This is a genomic window from Arthrobacter sp. 05T420 (assembly GCF_056396305.1).
In genome coordinates this window covers 163,521-182,659 of sequence record NZ_JBFTLG010000014.1, presented here as the reverse complement: position 1 = coordinate 182,659, position 19,139 = coordinate 163,521, and the positions used below count along the sequence as shown (strand labels likewise).

Below are 19,139 nucleotides of genomic sequence, written 5' to 3'. Positions count from 1 at the left end.
GTCCCATCCCGAACCCGGAAGCTAAGACCCACAGCGCCGATGGTACTGCACCCGGGAGGGTGTGGGAGAGTAGGTCACCGCCGGAACACCATTAACGGTCGAGGACCCCCAACCACGTTGGGGGTCCTCCCGCATTTAACCGGCACAACACAAACCCCGGCGCCGGCCCGGCTGAGAGGCGCGGGTAGAATAAATGCCCATGGATAACCTCTTCAGCCACGCACCCGTTGGACTGCCTGATGGTCCCGAACCGGACGCAGCCGACGGCCTGGAGCCGGTTATATACACGGTGGTGGTGCCCGGCGCCGTCGCCCGGGCTTTTGTGGGATTCACCGAACATACGCACCTCTGGTGGCCGCTTGAGGACCACAGCGTCTATGGCATCGGCTCCTACGTGGAGTTCGAAGAGAACCTGATCATGGAAACTGCTGATGATGGCCGGACGGCCGTGTGGGGATCCATTGACGACTGGCAGCCTCCCCTGTCCTTCCATGCCAGCTGGCACCCCGGGACCACTGCCATGTGGTCCACCGAGCTCCGGGTGGCATTCAGGGCGGTCGCCGAAGGAACAGAGCTCCGTCTGGTCCACAGCGGCTGGGAAGGCGCAGAGGACCCTGCGGCAACCCGGGCCGACTACGCGGCCGGCTGGCCCGGCGTCCTGGACCGTTTCGTGAGGTTCATGGGCGGTGCCGGGGACTGAGTTTGCTTGGCCTGTGCACCGCATCCAAGCGCTGCTACCCAGTTGCTTGGAGGACCGGGGCTCGGAACTCGTAGGGCCTCCCCGGCTTGCCGGGCCGTTCTGGGCAGAAGGCCAGGCAATGGGGGCGAGGAACTGGGCAGGAACGCCGCTGGCCGGGCCGCAGCCAAGCTTTCCTAGCGCAGGGGGCCCTGTTCAAGGGGCGGAACAGCCGTGCTGGACCGGATGACAAAGCGTGTGGGGTATTCGGTGTGGGCGGCCGCTGTGTCTGCGGCGCCGTCGAGCCTGGCCAACAAGCGCCGCACGGCCAGCGCGCCCTGGCCGCGCGCATCCTGATCGAACGTGGTCAGCCCGAAGACCTCACCAAGCTCATGGCCGTCGATGCCGATGACGGAGAGGTCCTGTGGCACCCGCAGACCGAAGTCCCGGGCAGCGAGGATCGTGCCAATCGCCATCTCATCGGAGGCGGCAAAGACGGCCGTGGGGCGTTCCGGTGAGCCGCCCAGCAGCTGCCGGGCGTTGGCATAGGCGCCTTGGATTGTGAAGTCAGCGGAGACCTGCCACTCCGGCCGGACCGCCAGCCCGGCGTCGCGCATGGCTTTCTTGAAGCCCGCCTGGCGCGTCCCGGGGAGCCGGAAATCCTGTTCGTAGGCTGCATCGCCGGTCATATGGGCGATCTTGCTGTGGCCAAGCTGGATGAGGTGGCGTGCTGCGGCCTCCGCGATGCCGGCGTCATCGATGCGGATGGTCGACGCCCCAGGCAGCGGGCCGCCGATTCCCACGATCGGACGGTGGATGGCCAGCAGCTGGTCGATCTCGGCCTCGGAGAGCTCCAGGGACACGGCGATCACGGCATCCACGCGTTTGCGCAGCAGGAAGTCGTTCAGCACGCAGTGGCGGCGCTCCCGGCCTTCGCTGACGTTGTACAGAGTGAGGTCGAAGCCGGCATCAAGCAGGGTTGCCGAGACGCCTTCGACCACCGAGGAAAAGAACCACCGGTGGACAGAAGGGACAACAAGGCCAACATTGTGGTTCCGACCGGAGGCCAGGCTGGAGGCCTGGTACGACACGACGAAACCGAGTTCGGCGGCGGCGGTCCGGGCACGCTCCCTGCTTCGCGGAGACACATTGCCTTTGCCGCTCAAGGCGCGCGAAACGGTAGCGATGGAGAGGCCGGCCCGTTCCGCGACGTCCTTGATGCCGGGCATCCCTAGCCCTCCGTGTCCTCGATGTCGATCTCCAGCCAAACAGTTTCACCTGAGCTTAACGGATGGCCGGCGCTGGCCATGTCCCCTGCGTCGTAGCCGGCGTGAGGAGGCGTCGAACTGCGCAGCAGCACGCGACCCGCGGGCAGTTCCAGGGGCTCGTACCCCACATTCAGGAGCATCAGCGTGGAGCCGTTGAGGAAGGCAAGGCTGGTGTCCGTGCAGAGGTCCTCGTACCAGGACAGTGAGCCGCGGCCAAGGTCCAGCCGGCGGCGCAGCTCCAGCATGCGCTTGTAGAGGCTCAGATGCGACGACGCCGAGGCGGCCTGCACGTCCCGCGCCAGCCGCGCGAAGCTCTCCGGCTGCGGCAGCCAGGGGTCCTGCCCGTGGCCGAATCCTGCATTGGGTTCCCCGGCCCGCCAGGGCAGCGGCACGCGGCAGCCGTCGCGGCCCAGCCGCGCGCCGCCGGTGCGGGCGAACGTGGGGTCCTGGCGCTGGGTGTCCGGGATGTCGATCCCGTCCGGGAGGCCGAGCTCTTCACCCTGGTAAAGGTAAGCTCCACCAGGCAGGCCCAGCATGAACAAGGATGCCGCTGCCGCCCGTGACCGGCCGAGGTCCTCGTCCGGCTGTGGATCCCAGGTGCCGATTCCGTCGCCGTCGCGCGGCGCCTGCCCGTTGTAGCCGAAGCGGGTGGCATGGCGGACGACGTCGTGGTTGGAGAGCACCCAGGTGCTGGGAGCGGCGACGGCGTCCAGCGACGTGAGTGACTCGGTGATGACGTGGCGCATGCGGCGCACGTCCAGGCCCGCATGGAGGTACGGGAAGTTGAAGGCCTGGTGCATTTCGTCCGGGCGGACCCAGTCGGCAAGCCGCGGGAGCGGGTCAACGTTAGCCTCGGCGCAGAGGATCCGGTCAGGGCCGTACTCGGCGAGAATCCGCCGCCACTGGCGGTAGATGTCATGGAGGGCAGGCTGGCCAAACATCGGAGCGTCGCGTCCGGGGAAACCGTCGGAGCTGCTGCCGTCGGCGCGGCCGCCCCACTCCGGCAGGCCGGGGGCCTTCACGAGGGCGTGCGCCACGTCCACCCGGAAACCGGCGACGCCGCGGTCCAGCCAGAAACGCAGGACCCGTTCGAATTCATCGTGGACGGAGGGGTTGTCCCAGTTGAAGTCCGGCTGGGAGGAGTCGAAGAGGTGCAGGTACCACTGGCCCGGGGCGCCGTCCGGTTCGGTGATCCGGGTCCAGGCTGAACCGCCAAAGTGGGACTGCCAGTTGTTCGGGGGTTCCTCGCCGAATGCTCCGCGGCCGTCGCGGAAGATGAACATGTCCCGTTCCGGGCTGCCGGCGGGCGCGGTCAGGGCGGCCTGGAAGGCCGGGTGCTGGTCCGAGCAGTGGTTGGGCACGAGGTCAACGATCATCCGCATCCCCAGCCGGGTGGCCTCAGCCATCATGGCGTCGAAATCGTCCAGCGTGCCGAACAAGGGATCGACGTCGCAGTAGTCACTGACGTCATAGCCCGCGTCCCGCTGCGGCGAGCGGTAGAACGGGGACAGCCAGACGGCGTCGATGTCCAGTTCCGCAAGGCGGGGAAGCTCGGCGGTAATGCCGGCGAGATCGCCGATGCCGTCGCCGTTCAGGTCCCGGAACGAGCGCGGGTAGACCTGGTAGATGACTGCAGAGCGCCACCATCCGGGAACGTGGTCTGCGGCGTGCACCGGGGTCAGCGGGCCCGAAAGGGGGCCGGCCAGCGCTGCGGGGGAGAAAAGAACTGAATCAACGGACATGACGGCAATCGTAAGGGCCTGCGGCCAAAAAGTGAAAACGCTTCCAGTCATCTTTCTGCAGGTTCTTTTGACCAGTGTCTGGGCTTCCCGCCGCAGGCTTGGAAGCGCTTGCAACTGTGAGCCACATCACCGACAATGCACAGCCTTAGACTGGGATCCGGATTCGATCGAACTGGAGACCGCATGCGCAGCATCATCGATGAGCTGACCTCTTCCCTAGGCGCGGCGAAAATTGCCGCGGACGCCGCCACACTGGCCGCCTATGCCGTGGACCAGGCTCCCGTGCTGGACTATCAGCTCCCGCTGGCCGTGGTCCGGGCAGAATCGGTGGCCGACGTACAGGCAACGGTGCGTGCCTGTGCCGCCCGCGGCGTCGCGCTCGTGGCGCGCGGGGCCGGCACCGGCGTGTCCGGCGGCGCCCACGCGAGCGAGGGCTGTGTGGTGCTTACGCTCGAGGGGATGAACCGCATCCTGGACCTCAATCCGGATGACGAGACCGCCGTCGTGGAGCCCGGCGTCATCAACGCTGACCTCAACGCGGCCGCCGCCGTGCACGGGCTGATGTTCGCCCCGGACCCCGCGAGCTTCAAGATGTCCACCATCGGCGGCAACGTGGCCACTAATGCGGGCGGGCTGCGCTGCGCGAAGTACGGGGTGACCCGGGACTCGGTCCTGGCCCTCGACGTCGTGCTCGCGGACGGTTCCCTCATCCACACCGGCCACCAGACCTTCAAGGGCGTTGCCGGCTATGATCTCACCGGGCTGTTCGTCGGCTCGGAGGGGACCCTGGGGATCGTGGTCGGTGTCACCGTGCGGCTGAAGTACCTGCCGCGCGAGGTGCACACCATCGCCGCCTTCTACCCGGACTTCCGCAGCGCCGCGGCTGGCGTCCTCGCCGTGGGCAGGGCCCGCGTACAGCCGGCCATCATGGAACTGCTCGACGGCGGCTCGCTGGCCCAGCTCGATGACATCCACGGCTCCGACCTGGCCGCGCGCGGTGCGTCCCTGCTGCTGATCCAGACCGACGGCTTCGGCGCGGCGGCGGAAGCCGCTGCCATCCGCCCGGTCTTGGCTGCGGGGGGAGCCGTGGTGACCATGGAGGCCAACGCGGAGGCGGAGCAGCTTGTCGAGCTGCGCCGCAACAGCCGCGGCACCGAGGTGGACGACGAATACCGGGTGGGCGAGGACGTGGCTGTACCACGCTCCCGCCTGGTGGACTACGTGGCCGAGCTCGAGGCCATGGCGTCTGAGCACCAGGTCCAACTCAAAGTCGTGGCCCATGCCGGCGACGGCAACCTGCACCCCACCTTCTGGATCGACCGGACGGACAATACCGTGGACCCCGATGCCATGGCCCGCCTCGGCGCGGCCCTGGACAGGTCCATTGCCGTGGCGCTGGCCATGGGCGGCACCATCACGGGCGAGCACGGGATCGGCCAGTACAAGCTGCGCTGGCTGGGCCTGGAGCAGAAGGAACCCGTGCGCGAACTGCAGCGCCGGATCAAGGAGCTGTTCGACCCTGCAGGGATCCTGAATCCCGGCAAGGCGATTTAGCTGAAGCGATTTGGCTGAAGCGATTTAGCCCAGGCGTGCCACAATGCGTCCGGCGCGTAGCTCAGTCGTCGGAGTCGGGGTATTCGTCGATGGATTCGTCGCCGCCGTAGCGTGATTCCTCGGTCTCCACCTCGAGGATCTTGAGCAACCCCGTGTCCGGGTTGAGCATGATGGCGGCCTCGTCCCGGCGGTGGCGCAGTTCGTTGTCAATGTAGGACTGGACGGCCTCGGCCAGGGGGATGTGCCGGTTCTCCTTCTCGGACATGTACCAGCGGTGCTCCAAGACCTCGTGCACCGCCTCGGCCGGTTCGAGCTTGCCGGAGAGATCGCGGGGGATGGCCCGCACAATCGGTTCGAAGATCTGGCTGACCCAGAGGTGGGCGCTGTATTCCTCGTCCATGCCCGGATTGTTGTCCGCCCGGAACGAGTCCATGTCGTTCAAAAGCCGTCGGGCCTGGTTTTCCTGGGCGTCCAGGCCGGTCAGGCGCAGCAGCCGGCGCTGGTGGTGCCCGGCGTCGACCACCTTGGGCTGTAGCTGGATGGTGGAGCCGTTCTGCGTGGTCTTGATCGCGTATTCCCCGACGTCGAACCCCAGCTCGTTGAGCCGCCGGATGCGGGCGGCCACGCGCCAGCGTTCACCGATCTCAAACGACTCTTTCGCCGTTAGCTCGGTCCACAATCGCCGGTAGCTGTCCATGATGAGCTCGCTGGTGGCCACTGGGTCCACCTTCTCCTCGATCAGGCCGCCGTCGAGCAGGTCCATGAGTTCCCCGGCGATGTTGACGCGGGCGATTTCGAGGTCGTACTCGCGCTGGCCGGTGGACAAATCCGGGTAGAGCTCGCCGGTCTCGGCGTCTACGAGGTAGGCGGCGAACGCGCCGGCGTCGCGGCGGAACAGGGTGTTGGAGAGCGAGACGTCGCCCCAGTAGAAACCGATCAGGTGCAGCCGGACCAGCAGCAGCGCCTGGGCGTCGATGAGCCGGGTCAGGGTGTCCTTGCGCAGCATCTGGGAGAAGAGCGCGCGGTAGGGCATGGAGAACTTCAGGTGCCGGGTGACCAGCACCGGGTTCAGCGGCCGGCCCTCCGGGGTGGTGCGTCCGGTAATGACGGCCACGGGCTCCACGCCGGGAACGTCCAGCCGGGCGAGCTTGCGGAGCATGTGGTACTCGTGGCGGGCCACGTGCTCCGAGGTTTCCTTGATGGCGATGACGGAGCCGCCGAGGTGGGCGAAGCGCACGATGTGCCGCGAGATGCCGCGGGGGAGCGCTGCCAGATACTCTGCCGGCCAGTCCTCGAGGGCGATGTGCCAGGGCAGGTCCAGAAGCTCAGGCTCGGTGGCGGCGGCCGTGATGCTCAGCGAACTGGACGCTATCGCGGCCTTTTCGTCATTCGCACTGGCGGCCTCGTACCGAGGCAATTTTCCGATCTGACCATAGTCAGTGGGCTCGTCGTGCCACTGGGCGCTGTATTCCTCGGTCATGGGGTTTCCTCGGTCATGAATCAATTCTTCCGTATTTTGCAGATCCCGCCTAAAGCGGAGCAGTTAACGCCCGACGGCGGCCCTCCCCAGGGGAGGACCGCCGTCAGTTGCACCGTTGTGGTCAGTCGCCGAGGCGCAGGCCGGTCTTGGTGTCGAACAGGTGTACGTGGCCCGACTGCGGGCGGACCCAGATGGACTCACCCTTCATCGGGGGGCGGCGGCCGTCGACGCGGGCCACGATGTCGTGGCTCTGGCCGTCCAGCGTGGTGTGGCCATAGACGTAGGCGTCGGCGCCGAGTTCTTCGACGACGTCGACCTCAACCTGGAGGCCATCGCCCTCGGCAACCGTCTCAAGGTCTTCCGGGCGGGAACCGAGGGTCACGGTCTGGCCGTGGGCCTCTTCGAGGACGTCGCGCGGTACCGGGTAGACGGTCCCGCCGAATTGCACGCCGCCGTCGACGACGGGGAGCTCGAGCAGGTTCATGGCGGGGGAGCCGATGAAGCCAGCCACGAAGACGTTCTTCGGCTTGTCGTAGAGGTTGCGCGGGGTGTCGACCTGCATCAGCAGGCCGTCCTTCAGCACGGCGACGCGGTCACCCATGGTCATGGCCTCAACCTGGTCGTGGGTCACGTAGACCGTGGTGACACCGAGGCGGCGGGTCAGGGACGCGATCTGGGTGCGGGTCTGCACGCGCAGCTTGGCATCAAGGTTGGACAGCGGCTCATCCATGAGGAACACCTGCGGGTTACGCACAATGGCGCGGCCCATGGCAACGCGCTGGCGCTGGCCGCCGGAGAGGGCCTTCGGCTTGCGGTCCAGGTACGGTTCGAGGTCGAGCAGCTTGGCGGCCTCACGGACGCGCTCGGCGCGCTCTTCCTTGCTGACGCCGGCGATCTTCAGCGCGAAGCCCATGTTGTCCGCCACAGTCATGTGCGGGTACAAGGCGTAGTTCTGGAACACCATGGCGATGTCGCGATCCTTCGGCGGAACGTCCGTGACGTCACGGTCGCCGATGAGGATGCGGCCGGAGTTGACGTCCTCAAGACCTGCAAGCATGCGCAGGGAGGTCGACTTTCCGCAACCGGAGGGTCCAACGAGGACCAGGAATTCGCCGTCGGCGATATCAATGTTGAGCTTGTCAACGGCGGGCTTGTCGGTGCCCGGGTATAGGCGTGTTGCGTTGTCAAAAGTAACTGTAGCCACAGTTATCAATCCCTTCACCGGCAGGTACGTGCCGGACGATCCGTAGTGAATGGTCATCTTATTCAGTTGTTAATTCAATTTTGGGTCCTCATGCGCATACTCCTCGGCCGAAGCCGAGGAGTATCCAATGACGCCGCACGGTAGTTGTGCGCCACATCACATACAGAGTATGTCAGATTTATGGCATTTGGGCCAAAATGTTACGGATGTCACAGGTGATGGTGCCCACTTGGCGGCGTGGCGCCTGTGTTTCCGGCGTTTCCCGTGCCGGTCTGTTAGTGCGTGACGGCCCGTGTCCGCTCCCTCAGGAGGGCTTCGAGCAGTTCGCAGATGTGTTCCGGTGCCTCGACCCGGAACTCGGCCTGGGTGAAATCGAGCCCCACTTTTACGCCGAGATCGCCCGGGACGAGGCTGCCGAGGGCGTCCTCGTCGGTGGTGTCGTCGCCGGCGAAGACCACGGCTGTGGCTCCGGTGGCCTGCCGCAGGAAGGCAATGCCCTCTCCCTTGGAGGCGTTGACCACGGAGGTCTCCAGGACCCGGTGTCCGGTTTTCAAGAACACGCCACTGCGGTCCTGCAGGACTGCCCGTGCCGCGGCGACGGCGTCCTCGGCGACGTCGGCGGACGCGAGACGGGTGTGCAGGACGACGCCGGCCGGCTTGTCCTCCAGGAGGGTTCCGGGTGCCTGCTCCGCGATCTCCGCCAGCTCCCTGCGGACGTCGGCCAAGAGTTCCCGCTGCGCGTCGTCGAGCATCAGCTGCGAGGATCCGGGTCCCATCCAGACCTCGGCGCCGTGGCTGCCGATCAGCAGCGTGTTCTCCGGCGGGAAGGCGACGGCACGCAGGCTGTCCAGCGCGCGGCCGGAGATGAGGGCCGTCGTCGTCCGGGGAAGTTCCGCCAGTGCCGCGAAGGCGGCCGCCGAGCGCGGGAGCGCGCGGGAGTCGCCTGCGTGATCCACGAGCGGCGCCATGGTGCCGTCAAAGTCCATCGCCACCAGCAGGTGCTCGGTGCTGGCGATGCGCCGCACCGCGGCCAGCAGTTCAGGGGAGAGCGAGAGCGGGGCCGTGCCCGGGTTGTCAGGACTCATCGCGTACAACCTTTTCGGCGAGGGCGTTCAGGAAGTCGGAGGACCAGAGGTCGACGTCGTGGTCCAGGATCTGCTTGCGCATGGCCCGCATGCGGCGGGCCGCCTCGGCCGGCGGCATATTGACCGCCCGCATAATGGTGTCCTTGAGGCCGTCGATGTCATGCGGGTTCATCAGCAGCGCCTGCTTGAGCTGGTCGGCAGCGCCGGCAAACTCACTCAGCACCAACGCACCGTCGTTATTCGTCCGGGCAGTGACGTATTCCTTGGCCACGAGGTTCATGCCGTCGCGCAAGGCGGTGACCAGCATGACGTCCGCGGCCAGGTACAGCGACACCATCTCCTCGATGGGGTAACTGTGGTGCAGGTAGCGGACGGCCGTGTTCTGCATGGTGTCGAAGGTGCCGTTGATGTGGCCCACCGTGCCCTCGACCTCCTCGCGGAGCAGGCGGTACTGTTCCACGCGTTCCCGGCTGGGGCTGGCCACCTGGATCAGGGTGGCGTCCTCCACGGTGACCTTGCCGTCCTGCAGCAGTTCCTCGTACGCCTTGAGCCGGTGCCGGATGCCCTTGGTGTAGTCGAGCCGGTCGACACCGAGCAAGATGGTCTTGGGGTTGCCGAGGTCCCGGCGGATCTGCTGCGCGCGTTCAATGACTTCCGGACTCTTCGCCAGCTCGCTGATCTGCTTGACGTCAATGGAGATAGGGAATGCCTGGGCCCTGGCAATGTGGGTGGTCTCGCCGTCGGCGCCCCTGACGTGCACTTGCTGCTGCTTGACGCTGGCGCCCAGGAAGCGCCGGGCGGAGCGCATGAAGTTTCCGGCGTCGCTGCTGCGCTGGAAGCCCACCAGGTCCGCGCCCAGCAGGCCGTCGATGATCGCGCGTCGCCACGGGAGCTGGGCGAAGATCTCCGGCGGAGGGAACGGGATGTGGTTGAAGAAACCGATCTTCAGGTCCGGCCGCGCCTCCCGGAGCAGTTTCGGCACCAGCTGGAGCTGGTAGTCCTGCACCCAGACCGTGGCGCCCTCGGCCGCATGGCGGATGACGGCATCGGCGAACCTTCGGTTGACCTTCCGGTAGGAGTCCCACCAGGTGCGGTGGAACTCCGGCGGGGCGATGACGTCGTGATAGAGCGGCCACAGGGTGGCGTTGGAGAAGCCCTCGTAGAAGAGCTCGATGTCGTCCGTGCTCAGCTGGACCGGGATCAGGTCGATGCCGCCGTGGCTGAAAGGCTTGACGGTCTCATCGGGGGCGCCGTGCCAGCCCACCCAGGCGCCGTCAGTTTTGGTCATCATCGGGGCCAGAGCTGTGACGAGGCCGCCGGGGGAGCGGCGCCAGCCGTCCTCGCAGCCGGTTTCGTCGGCTGAACAGCGGTCGACTGGCAGCCGGTTGGACACCACCATGAAGTCGAACTGATCCCCTGCCTCGGCACGTGTGGGCGCGCCGTCGCTGGCTGCTGCCGCTGCTTCAGTGGTGTCTTGACTGCCGTGTCCGGCGCTGTCGGTTGCTTCCATTGGTGCCCCCTGGGGTCCGCTCGTGGCTCTCCGTCAACCCTAGCCGCACGGAATCTTCCGGGCTATTCGTCCGTTGGGCAGGCGGAAGGGAAACTTGAAAGCGCAAGTTCTCGGGTTTCTCCCCTAAAATGATGAAGTTGCCACTGAGTGGACCGTCCCTGGCCGAACGACCCGAGGAACCAATGAGCCCCGCAAACGAACCCCGACAGTCAAAGGCAGAGCGCACTGCCGCGGCGCGCGAGAAAGCCCGTGAGATCCGCGAGGCGCAGCTGAAGAAAGAGAAGCGCAACAAGCTGCTGATCGGCTGGGGCATTGTTGCCGCCGTCGTCGCCATCATCGTGATCGTTGCGCTCGTTGTCACTTCCAACATCAAGAACAACGCCCCGGTGGCCGACGAGGGACCCACTCCGGCCAACGGCAACATCCACGGCGGCGTCACCTTGCTGGCGAACACTGCGGTTGCCAAGACCGATCCCGCGACCGTGAAGCTGTCCGACCTGCCGGCCGCACCGGCCACGCCGCCGGCTACGGTCACGGCACCCGGCGCGGAGGCCGAGGCCGGCAAGCCGGTCAAGGTGGTCCTCTATATCGACTTCATCTGCCCCGTCTGCAAGGACTTCGAGGCGAAGTACAACGAGACCCTCACCAAGCTGCGCAATGACGGCAAGATTACGGTGGAATACCGCCCGCTCGGCTTCCTGGACAGCCGGTCCACCACCAACTACTCCTCGCGCGCGGCCAACGCCGCAGCCTGTGTGGTGAATGAATCCCCGGAGAAGTACTCGGACTTTGTCGACCTGCTGTTCGCGAAGCAGCCGGCCGAAGGCAGCGCCGGCCTGTCCGACAACGAGCTGAAGAAGCTGGCTACCGACGTCGGGGCCAAGAGCATCGAGACGTGCGTGGATGGCAAGACGTACCGCCCGTGGGTAAAGCACACCACCCAGGAGGCCGCGGTGATCGGCGTGACCGGCACGCCCACCGTGTTCGTCGATGGCAAGCAGTGGGGCACGGGCGACAGCGCCAAGACCCCCTTCGACCAGTACCTGCAGGCCGCGGTCGACGCCAAGAAGTAACGGTTCACGGCACTGCCGTTGAAGGCCCGCAGTTGAAGGCCCGGCCCCGGATCGCTCGGGGGCCGGGCCTTCTCGTTTGCCTCGCTTCGCGGCGGGGGCGTTGCGCGTTTTTCTCAGCGGGCGTGGGTGGGCTAACCTTGTCTAGCGTCCTGGTATCTGCCCCATTTGGGTCTGGTGCCGTCAGGTGCGCAGGAATGCCTCCTTAGCTCAGTTGGCCAGAGCACCGCTCTTGTAAAGCGGGGGTCGTCGGTTCGAATCCGACAGGGGGCCCCACGAACCCCTCCTTTCCGGTGATTTTGCCGGAACGGAGGGGTTTTCTCATGCCCGAAAACGGGGCACGGCTGGCCGGAGCCGGGAACTCAGATGCAGGACTTGTTGTAGTCGAAGCCGCCCGAGATGTACTGGGCCATGGTGACTTTCCCGCCGCCTGTCAGTGGCGCTGCTGAACACATGCTGCTGGCGTTTTGGAGGGAACTCCCGCCGGCGAGCCAGCTTCGCTGGGCATACAGGCTGCTTGTCGAGGGCACGGCGCCGACGACCTGTGCCCATTGGTATCCGGTCGAGTAGAGCCCTGTCTTGGCGCCGATGCTGGCAAAGTAGGCGGCCATGCCCTCCAGATCGGCTCTGTTGGCGGCCTTGTCCTTTGACCAGGTGTTGTCAGTTTCGACGTCCAGCCACCAGGTGTAGGAGGCCGGGTTCTTGACCCCGCGGATGGTGGCGTCGTCGTAGGCCTTTGCGTACCCGTACATATAGGAGCACGCCGAGCCGACCGAGCCCTTGGTGCACTGGCCATAGGGGTTGGTCACGGTCTTCCCGGCATAGGTGTTGCTGGTGGGCCACCAGGAGCCGGCGGTCCCGGGGTTTCCGGTGTTTACGTACAGGGCCACGAGGGGCTGGCCGGTCCCGCCGGTGGACGTGGCCGCCCAGGACAGCTGCGTGGCCAGGCACGAGTTGGTGTTGTTCGCCAGACCGTTGTTCACACCGATGATCGCGAAGCTCTGGCCCTTGGGCAGAGGTTTGCCGCACTGCGGCCAGGACACGTCGACGCCGGGTCCCGCGGGCGTGACTGCGGCTGTGCCGGCCGAAGTCTTGGCGGCGGTGGTGTAACCGGCCTTCGTTCCGGTGACAGTGACGGTGATGGCCTTGCCGGCCTGCGCTGCGGCCAGTTTGTAGGTGGCGGCGGTCGCGCTGGTGATGACGACCCCATTGGCCTTCCACTGATACTTCAGGGTGACGGGTGCCGGACCCCATGTGCCTGGGACCGCGGTGAGGGTGTAGCCGGCTTTTGTCGTGCCGGTAATCGTCGGCACCGGGGCAGGATCGAGCGTGCCAGCGGCGATCGCTGCGGTGGGGGTCGAGGTCTTCGAGGCGGTGGTGTAGCCGGCCTTCGTTCCGGTGACGGTGACGGTGATGGCCTTGCCGGCCTGCGCTGCGGCCAGTTTGTAGGTAGCGGCCGTCGCGCCAACGATGACGGCGCCGCTCGCCTTCCACTGATACTTCAGGGTGACGGGTGCCGGACCCCATGTGCCCGGGACCGCGGTCAGGGTGTAGCCGGCTTTTGTTTTGCCCGTGACCGTCGGCACCGGGGTCGTCTTCAACGGCGCGGCGGACGCTGCAAGCACCGCCGTCGTCGTAGCCGACGCAGCGGATGCGGGGGCAAGCGGTGCCAGGGAAAGCATCATGCCCACAACCAGGAACAACGGAATTGGAAGAGTCCGGACGCGGTCGAATAACAGCATAAAAATTTCCCCCAAGTTGCCGCGCCCGGAACAGGCTGCGCTAGAGCCCGCAGAATTGCAGACAGCGTGAAGCAGACAGCGTGAATCTAGCACGGGGAGGTGTTCCTCAACGAGCATTTGCAGCTTTGCGGGCGACGGACGCACGCAAAGGTGCTCTTCAGGAACGCTGACTCCTGCCGCGCTTCCTGAGCGCAAAGAAGATGACGACAGCCGCGGCACCGCCGGCAACAAGCAGTGATCCCAGAGCGATTAGTGAAGTCGCACCTGCTTGCGTGGTCGGGGTGCCCTGGGCCGCCGGTGTGCTGGCGGGCGGGGTGGCTTGGGCAGACGGAGCCGTGAGGGACGGTGTGCTCCGGCTCGGAGTCCCTGCAGCAGAGCGAGAAGGAGGAGCTGTGGCGGCGGCAGGAGGGGCCGCTGTGAAGACGTCGTTGACCACTCCCATGATGAACCGGTCGCCGGGACCGAGTGTCTGCACTACCCGCGTTGAGGTCGCGAGTGTTGTGGAGACGCATCCTGCCGAAACCCGGTTCCCGGCGCCGAAGAAGATCGCGTAGTCGGCGCCCGGGATGGGCACGGTATCCGGCAGGCGGTTGTAGTTGATGACGGCAGCTTGCTCATATGTGCCCTGGTTCATCCAGTACCAAAGGTTCTCGTCAGCTGGGGATCCGCCGTCCACATAATTGTTGTAGGCGGGGCTGCCCGGTCCGCCCCACCGCGATCTCCGATTGACCGTGTGGTAAAGCAGTTTGGTGCCCGGATCCGCCTTGCCTAGGGCCTCGGTGGCCGAGAACGAACCAGTGGGTGACCGGTACTCGCCCTCCCGCAACTGTCCATGCGGGGCGAACCCGTTCTTGCCGATGAAACCGGTCTGCTGCCACTCCTGGACATACATGTCGCCGTTGCGTACACAGCCTGTGATCAGCACAGCGTTCTGTGACGCCTCGGCGGCAGTGACGAACACCACTCTGTTAGCCGCGCCGGTACTGTACCGGGTCTGGTGCGCGCTTAACTTTGCGCAGGGTGCGGTTTCCTGCGGCGATGCTTGGGCGGCGGGAGGGAGCGCCGGGAGGACCCCCATGGTGAGCGCAGTGAGCGCCGTGAGCGGCAGAATCCCACAAGTATGGCGTAGGGCCATGGCTTCATTTTAGACCGCATGCGTACGGCCCTGCCCCGGAATCCGGTAGCAGGGCCGTACGCATGCGGTGCTGAATCGAAAGCCTGGCGGCTACTCCGGAACCACCAGGGCGGGGGTGTCCTTCCGGATGGTCTCGCCCCGGAAGAAGCCCGGATGCAGCTTCACGGTCACCAGCATGACCACGACGCCGAGGGCCAGGATGCCGATGCCCAGGACGAACACCAGGCCCACACCGAAGACCTCGGAGCCGCTGCCGAATTCCGGCGCCCAGCTGTCCACGGCGGTCTGGAAGAAGACCACGGTGAGGACCAGACCGCCCAGGACCGGGAACAGCAGCCGCATGAAGAAGTTGCGGACGCTGGCGAACAGGCTGTGCCGGAAATACCACGTGCAGGCGAACGCGGTGAGGGCGTAGTAGAAGCAGATCATGAGGCCCAGGGCCATGATGGTGTCGTTGAGGACGTTCTCGCTGACCACCTTCATGACGGCATAGAAGCCGCCGGAGATCACGCCGGCAATCACCGTGGCGTAGCCCGGGGACCCGAAGCGCTTGCTGACGGATGCGAAGCGCGGCGGCAGTGCCCCGTAGTGCCCCATGGCCAGCAGGCTGCGGGCGGGGGAGGCCATGGTGGACTGCAGGGAGGACGCGGTGCCGGAGAGCACGGCCAGGGACATCAGGATGGCCAGCGGACCCATGACGGGGGAGGCCAGTGCTGCAAAGATGTTCGCCTGGTTGTCCGGGTTGTTCAGGCCGATGCCGTCGGCTCCGGTGCCGGCCACCATCATGGTGGCCACGATCACGGCGAGGTAGAGCGCCAGGACGGCGACCGCCGTCGTGGTTCCCGCCCGCCCGGCGGTGCCCCGGCCGCCCTTGGTTTCCTCGTTCACGGTGAGGCAGACGTCCCAGCCCCAGTAGACGAAGACGGCCAGTGACATCCCAGCGGTGAACTGCTCGAAGCTCTCGATCTTGGCCGGGTTGAACCAGTCCCAGCTGAACGCGAGCGAGGTGCCCGCGTCACCGGAGGCTGCGTGGCCGAGCGCCATGATGATGAAGACCGCCAGGACCAGCACCTGGAAGCCGACCATGCTGTACTGCACGAGCTTGGTGGCGTGCAGGCCGCGGTAGCTGACCCAGACGGCGAGTGCCACGAACACCAGGCAGGTAACAATGTTCACTGCCGTGTTCGAGGTCAGGTCCGCGAGCCCGGGGTTGTTGAACACCTGGGCCAGGAACAGATAGAAGAAGTCCACCGCGACGCCGGCAAGATTGGACAGGACGATGATGTTGGCGGCCAGCAGCCCCCAGCCGCCCATCCAGCCGACAAACGGGCCGAACGCCTTCGTGGCCCACGTGAAGGTGGTGCCGCTGTCCGGGGAATCGGCGTTGAGCTCGCGGTAGGCGAACGCCACCAGGATCATGGGGATGAACGCGACGATGAAGATCGCCGGCAGCTGCACGCCCACGGCGCCGACTGCCGGTCCCAGCGAACTGGTGAGGCTGTAGGCGGGCGCCACGGAGGAGATGCCCAGGACCACGACGGCCAGCAGGCCAAGCTGGCCGCCCTTGAGCCCCTTGCCCGTGATGCCGTGTTTGGAACCGGCCGGATCGACGACGTCGTGCGTGGTGATGCCGTCTTCACGGCCGATAGTTTGACTCATGGCTGACCTTTGTTCTGGGAGGCGGACGGTTGCTGTTGGGTGATGCAGTGGATGCCGCCGCCGCGGGCGAAGAGCTCGCGGGCGTCGATGCCCACCACTTTGCGGCCGGGGTAGGCGTCGGCGAGGATGCGCAAGGCTTTTTCGTCCATGGGGTCCCCGAACGTGCAGGCGATGACGCCGCCGTTGACCACCAGGTGGTTGATGTAGCTGTAATCGACGAAGCCTTCCTCGTCCGTCAGGGTCTCCGGGGCGGGGACCTCAATGATGTTCCATTCGCGGCCGGCCGCGTCCCGGGTGGTGGCGAGGTGGCTGATGATGTCCCGGCTGACCTCGAAATCGGGGTGCGCCGGGTTCTGCTGGGAATGGACCAACACGGTGCCCGGGGACGGGATGGCCGCGACGATGTCGACATGGCCGCGGGTGCCGAACCGTTCCGAATCCCGGGTCAGTCCGCGCGGAAGCCAGACGACGTGGCTGGCGCTCAGGGTCCGGGCCAGTTCTGCCTCGACGTCGGCCTTGCTGAGCCCGGGGTTCCTGCCCGGATCCAGCTGCACCGTCTCGGTGACAAGGACCGTGCCTTCGCCGTCGACGTGGATGCCGCCGCCCTCATTCACCAGCGGCGAGACGAGGTGGTTGGCACCTGAGCGTGCCGCAACGGCAGCTGCCACGAGCGAGTCCTTGTCCCATGCGGCCCAGTCCTGGCCACCCCAGCCGTTGAACACCCAGTCCACGGCGCCGAGCCGGCCGGCGTCGTCCAGGACGAAGGTGGGGCCGATGTCTCGCATCCAGGCGTCGTTCAGCGCCGCGGTGACCACCTCGATGTCCGGGTGGAGGTAGCGGGCAGCGGTCTCTGCATCCGCTGGGGCCACCAGCATGGTGACTGGTTCGAATTCCACGACGGCGTTCGCGACGGCGGCCCAGACGGAGCGGGCGGCGTGGGCTTCTGCCGCACTGTCGCCCAGCGTGTAGCCGCCGGTGGGGAACGCCATCCAAACGCGGTCCTGGGGTGCCGTTTCGGATGGCATCCGCCAGGCGCTCATGCCGTGACCTTCTGCGCCGTGGGGTTCAGTGCGGTGGGCTGCAGTGCGGTGGCCTCATACGCATCGAAGCCGAGCGGGGCGTCGGCACGTAACGGTTCGGTCAGCCGGGCGTAGGTGTCCGGCCGGCGCGTGGCCAGGAACGGGAAGAGCGTGAGCCAGTCCTTGCGCTGGTCAAGGTCCAGTTCCGCGACCAGGACGGCGGATTCGTCCCGCGGTGCCTGGGCGAGGATCCGTCCATAGGGATCGGAGATGAAGGAGGAGCCGTAGAAGTTCAGTGTTCCTTCACTTCCCCAGCGGTTGGGGACAACCATGAACAGTCCGTTGGCAATGCCGTTGCCCACAATGACCTGCTGCCACAACGGCTGGGTGTCGAAGTCCGGGTGGTCCGGCTCGGAGCCGATGGCGGTGGGGTAGACCAGGAGCTCCGCCCCGCCGAGGGAGTAAATCCGTGCCAGCTCGGGGAACCATTCGTCCCAGCAGGTGGGCATGCCCAACCGTGCGCCGCCGAGTTCGGCGGGGGCATGGACCTCGTAGGCGTCATCGCCGTCCGGGGCCTGGCGGAAGAACTTGTCCTCGTAGTAGCCGGCCGTGACGGGGATGTGCAGCTTGTGCGTGCGGGCCAGCAGTTCGCCGTCGGGGGATACCAGAATGGCAGTATTCAGGCCCAGGCCGTCGTCGGAACCGTCCGGGTTCTCCGCCTTCTGGTACAGCGAAGCGTGGACGCAGATTCCATGCCGGCGGGCCGCGTCCGCCGCGAAGCGGAAGGTGGGGCCGGTGAACAGGTCCTCGGCGATGTCCGAGGGCCGCGGGCGGCGGGCCCCGCCCCGGGCGGTGTCGTTTTCGGGAAGCGTGTCCGCAGGGTACCGGGACAGTGTGAGCTCGGGCAGGAAGACGACGTCGGCCCCCAACCGGGCGGCCCGCCCGATGCCTTCGTCCAGTTCGGCGTGCAGGGCCGCGGCGTCGGGCTGCCACCGGTGCTGCACGACGCCGACCCGGAGTGCCGGCCGGCTGGACGGTGTTGTGCTGGACGGTGTTGTGCTGGACGGTGTTGTGCTGGACGACGCTGGGCGGGCGGGGGAGTTCGGGGTGTCGAGGGACGTGATTTCGATCATGGCTACTCCAGTGAGACGGGGGTCACATAAATGAACGCTGTTCATTTAGTATTGGGCTGATTGCGGTGCGGGGCAAGACCTAATATGAATAAAGTTCATTTATTTATTGGCGGCCCTACGGGTGCACCGTGTCCGGGGATGCTGCCGGGCGCCGCTGGCCCTCGGTGGGCGCTCCGTAGGCGCGGGACATAAGGCCCTAGACCGCGGTTTGGACGCGGCGGACTCTGGGCGTATGACTCCAACGAACCCCGGGGCGGCTCCGGACATCAATCCCGCTCAACTCAAGGAACAGCCGACTGCAGTGGTGCGTGAGACTGTCCCGATGAATGCGCTCCGGGACTTCTTCGGCCGTGCCTTCGGCGCCGTCATGGGTGCGGTGCAGGAGCAGCATGTCCAACTGGCTGGACCTCCGTTCGCGCTGTACCGAGGCAAGCCGACCGACGTCGTCGACGTCGAGGCGGGGTTCCCCCTCGCGGCACCTTTCACAAATCCAAGCGGCGTGGATACCGCGGTGGTAGCCGGGGAACTCCCCGCATGCCGGGCCTACGAGGCGATGCACATCGGGCCCTACGAATCGCTACAGCAGACCTACGGCGCGATCATGGCCCGGATGCGGCAGGACGGTGCGAGTCCGGGCGAAGCAATGTGGGAGTACTACCTCACCGATCCCGGCGCCGAGCCCGACCCGGCGAAGTGGCAGACGCTGGTGGTCTGGCCGGTCGCCTGAACTGCCCTCGCGCTGGCCGCAGCCGGGGTTCCGGACAGGGCCGCTGCCCTGGGCTTCCGCACCCCCTCCGTCTCATTCTGTCTGATTGGCCACACTATTCCTCAACTCCGTGCATAATGTCCTAAACTGCTTCAC

The 19,139-nt window shown here is 66.4% G+C and carries 15 protein-coding genes, 1 tRNA gene and 1 rRNA gene; 6 read left to right on the top strand and 11 right to left on the bottom strand.

What is annotated here, in order from left to right:
- Together rrf and AC1DEM_RS14960 are read left to right on the top strand one after the other, a co-directional pair.
- Positions 1–86 (top strand): 5S ribosomal RNA (gene rrf, locus AC1DEM_RS14965); the annotation flags it as partial.
- Positions 87–199: 113 nt separating this feature from the next.
- Positions 200–700 carry an SRPBCC domain-containing protein gene (locus AC1DEM_RS14960; protein WP_476885097.1) on the top strand — a complete coding sequence of 167 codons (501 nt, stop codon included), beginning with the start codon at positions 200–202 and terminating at the stop codon, positions 698–700.
- Between the two features lie 173 nt (positions 701–873).
- On the opposite strand, the gene AC1DEM_RS14955 is transcribed toward AC1DEM_RS14960, so the two are convergent.
- Positions 874–1,905 carry a LacI family DNA-binding transcriptional regulator gene (locus tag AC1DEM_RS14955; RefSeq protein WP_476885096.1) on the bottom strand — a complete coding sequence of 344 codons (1,032 nt, stop codon included), beginning with the start codon at positions 1,903–1,905 and terminating at the stop codon, positions 874–876.
- Between the two features lie 2 nt (positions 1,906–1,907).
- Positions 1,908–3,686 carry a glycoside hydrolase family 13 protein gene (locus AC1DEM_RS14950; RefSeq protein ID WP_476885095.1) on the bottom strand — a complete coding sequence of 593 codons (1,779 nt, stop codon included), beginning with the start codon at positions 3,684–3,686 and terminating at the stop codon, positions 1,908–1,910.
- 183 nt (positions 3,687–3,869) lie between these two features.
- On the opposite strand from AC1DEM_RS14950, the gene AC1DEM_RS14945 reads away from it, so the two are divergent.
- Positions 3,870–5,240 (top strand): FAD-binding oxidoreductase, encoded by a 1,371-nt coding sequence (locus AC1DEM_RS14945; protein ID WP_476885094.1) that lies wholly within the window; start codon positions 3,870–3,872, stop codon positions 5,238–5,240.
- A gap of 61 nt (positions 5,241–5,301) precedes the next feature.
- Here the strand turns inward: AC1DEM_RS14945 and AC1DEM_RS14940 are convergent, their stop codons facing one another.
- The 4 genes from AC1DEM_RS14940 to AC1DEM_RS14925 all read right to left on the bottom strand — a co-directional run bounded on the left by AC1DEM_RS14940 (position 5,302) and on the right by AC1DEM_RS14925 (position 10,519).
- Positions 5,302–6,720 carry a DUF4032 domain-containing protein gene (locus tag AC1DEM_RS14940; RefSeq protein WP_476885093.1) on the bottom strand — a complete coding sequence of 473 codons (1,419 nt, stop codon included), beginning with the start codon at positions 6,718–6,720 and terminating at the stop codon, positions 5,302–5,304.
- 121 nt (positions 6,721–6,841) lie between these two features.
- On the bottom strand, positions 6,842–7,924 hold the full coding sequence (locus tag AC1DEM_RS14935) for an ABC transporter ATP-binding protein (protein ID WP_277528136.1): 1,083 nt from the start codon (positions 7,922–7,924) through the stop codon (positions 6,842–6,844).
- Between the two features lie 275 nt (positions 7,925–8,199).
- Positions 8,200–9,009: a trehalose-phosphatase gene (otsB, locus tag AC1DEM_RS14930; RefSeq protein WP_476885092.1), complete on the bottom strand. Its 810-nt coding sequence runs from the start codon at positions 9,007–9,009 to the stop codon at positions 8,200–8,202.
- Positions 8,999–10,519, bottom strand: coding sequence for an alpha,alpha-trehalose-phosphate synthase (UDP-forming) (locus tag AC1DEM_RS14925; RefSeq protein ID WP_476885091.1), 1,521 nt, complete (start codon positions 10,517–10,519; stop codon positions 8,999–9,001). The genes otsB and AC1DEM_RS14925 overlap by 11 nt, the downstream gene beginning before the upstream one ends.
- Before the next feature lie 182 nt (positions 10,520–10,701).
- On the opposite strand from AC1DEM_RS14925, the gene AC1DEM_RS14920 reads away from it, so the two are divergent.
- Both AC1DEM_RS14920 and AC1DEM_RS14915 read left to right on the top strand, forming a co-directional pair.
- On the top strand, positions 10,702–11,592 hold the full coding sequence (locus AC1DEM_RS14920; protein ID WP_476885090.1) for a DsbA family protein: 891 nt from the start codon (positions 10,702–10,704) through the stop codon (positions 11,590–11,592).
- Positions 11,593–11,788: 196 nt separating this feature from the next.
- Positions 11,789–11,865: transfer RNA gene (locus tag AC1DEM_RS14915), tRNA-Thr, on the top strand.
- An 86-nt stretch (positions 11,866–11,951) separates the two neighbouring features.
- Here the strand turns inward: AC1DEM_RS14915 and AC1DEM_RS14910 are convergent.
- The 5 genes from AC1DEM_RS14910 to AC1DEM_RS14890 all read right to left on the bottom strand — a co-directional run bounded on the left by AC1DEM_RS14910 (position 11,952) and on the right by AC1DEM_RS14890 (position 18,277).
- Complete coding sequence (locus tag AC1DEM_RS14910; RefSeq protein ID WP_476885089.1) at positions 11,952–13,331, bottom strand: hypothetical protein; 1,380 nt, start codon at positions 13,329–13,331, stop codon at positions 11,952–11,954.
- 157 nt (positions 13,332–13,488) lie between these two features.
- On the bottom strand, positions 13,489–14,295 hold the full coding sequence (locus AC1DEM_RS14905; protein ID WP_476885088.1) for a hypothetical protein: 807 nt from the start codon (positions 14,293–14,295) through the stop codon (positions 13,489–13,491).
- A 261-nt stretch (positions 14,296–14,556) separates the two neighbouring features.
- Positions 14,557–16,125: an APC family permease gene (locus AC1DEM_RS14900; RefSeq protein ID WP_476885087.1), complete on the bottom strand. Its 1,569-nt coding sequence runs from the start codon at positions 16,123–16,125 to the stop codon at positions 14,557–14,559.
- The gene (locus tag AC1DEM_RS14895) at positions 16,122–17,165 is read right to left on the bottom strand and encodes an agmatine deiminase family protein (protein WP_476885086.1); all 1,044 of its coding nucleotides are present in this window, start codon (positions 17,163–17,165) and stop codon (positions 16,122–16,124) included. The genes AC1DEM_RS14900 and AC1DEM_RS14895 overlap by 4 nt, the downstream gene beginning before the upstream one ends.
- Complete coding sequence (locus AC1DEM_RS14890; RefSeq protein ID WP_476885085.1) at positions 17,162–18,277, bottom strand: nitrilase-related carbon-nitrogen hydrolase; 1,116 nt, start codon at positions 18,275–18,277, stop codon at positions 17,162–17,164. Before AC1DEM_RS14890 ends, AC1DEM_RS14895 begins: the two co-directional genes overlap by 4 nt.
- A 232-nt stretch (positions 18,278–18,509) precedes the next feature.
- On the opposite strand from AC1DEM_RS14890, the gene AC1DEM_RS14885 reads away from it, so the two are divergent.
- Positions 18,510–19,004, top strand: coding sequence for a GyrI-like domain-containing protein (locus tag AC1DEM_RS14885; RefSeq protein WP_476885084.1), 495 nt, complete (start codon positions 18,510–18,512; stop codon positions 19,002–19,004).
- The last annotated feature ends 135 nt before the right edge of the window (positions 19,005–19,139 follow it).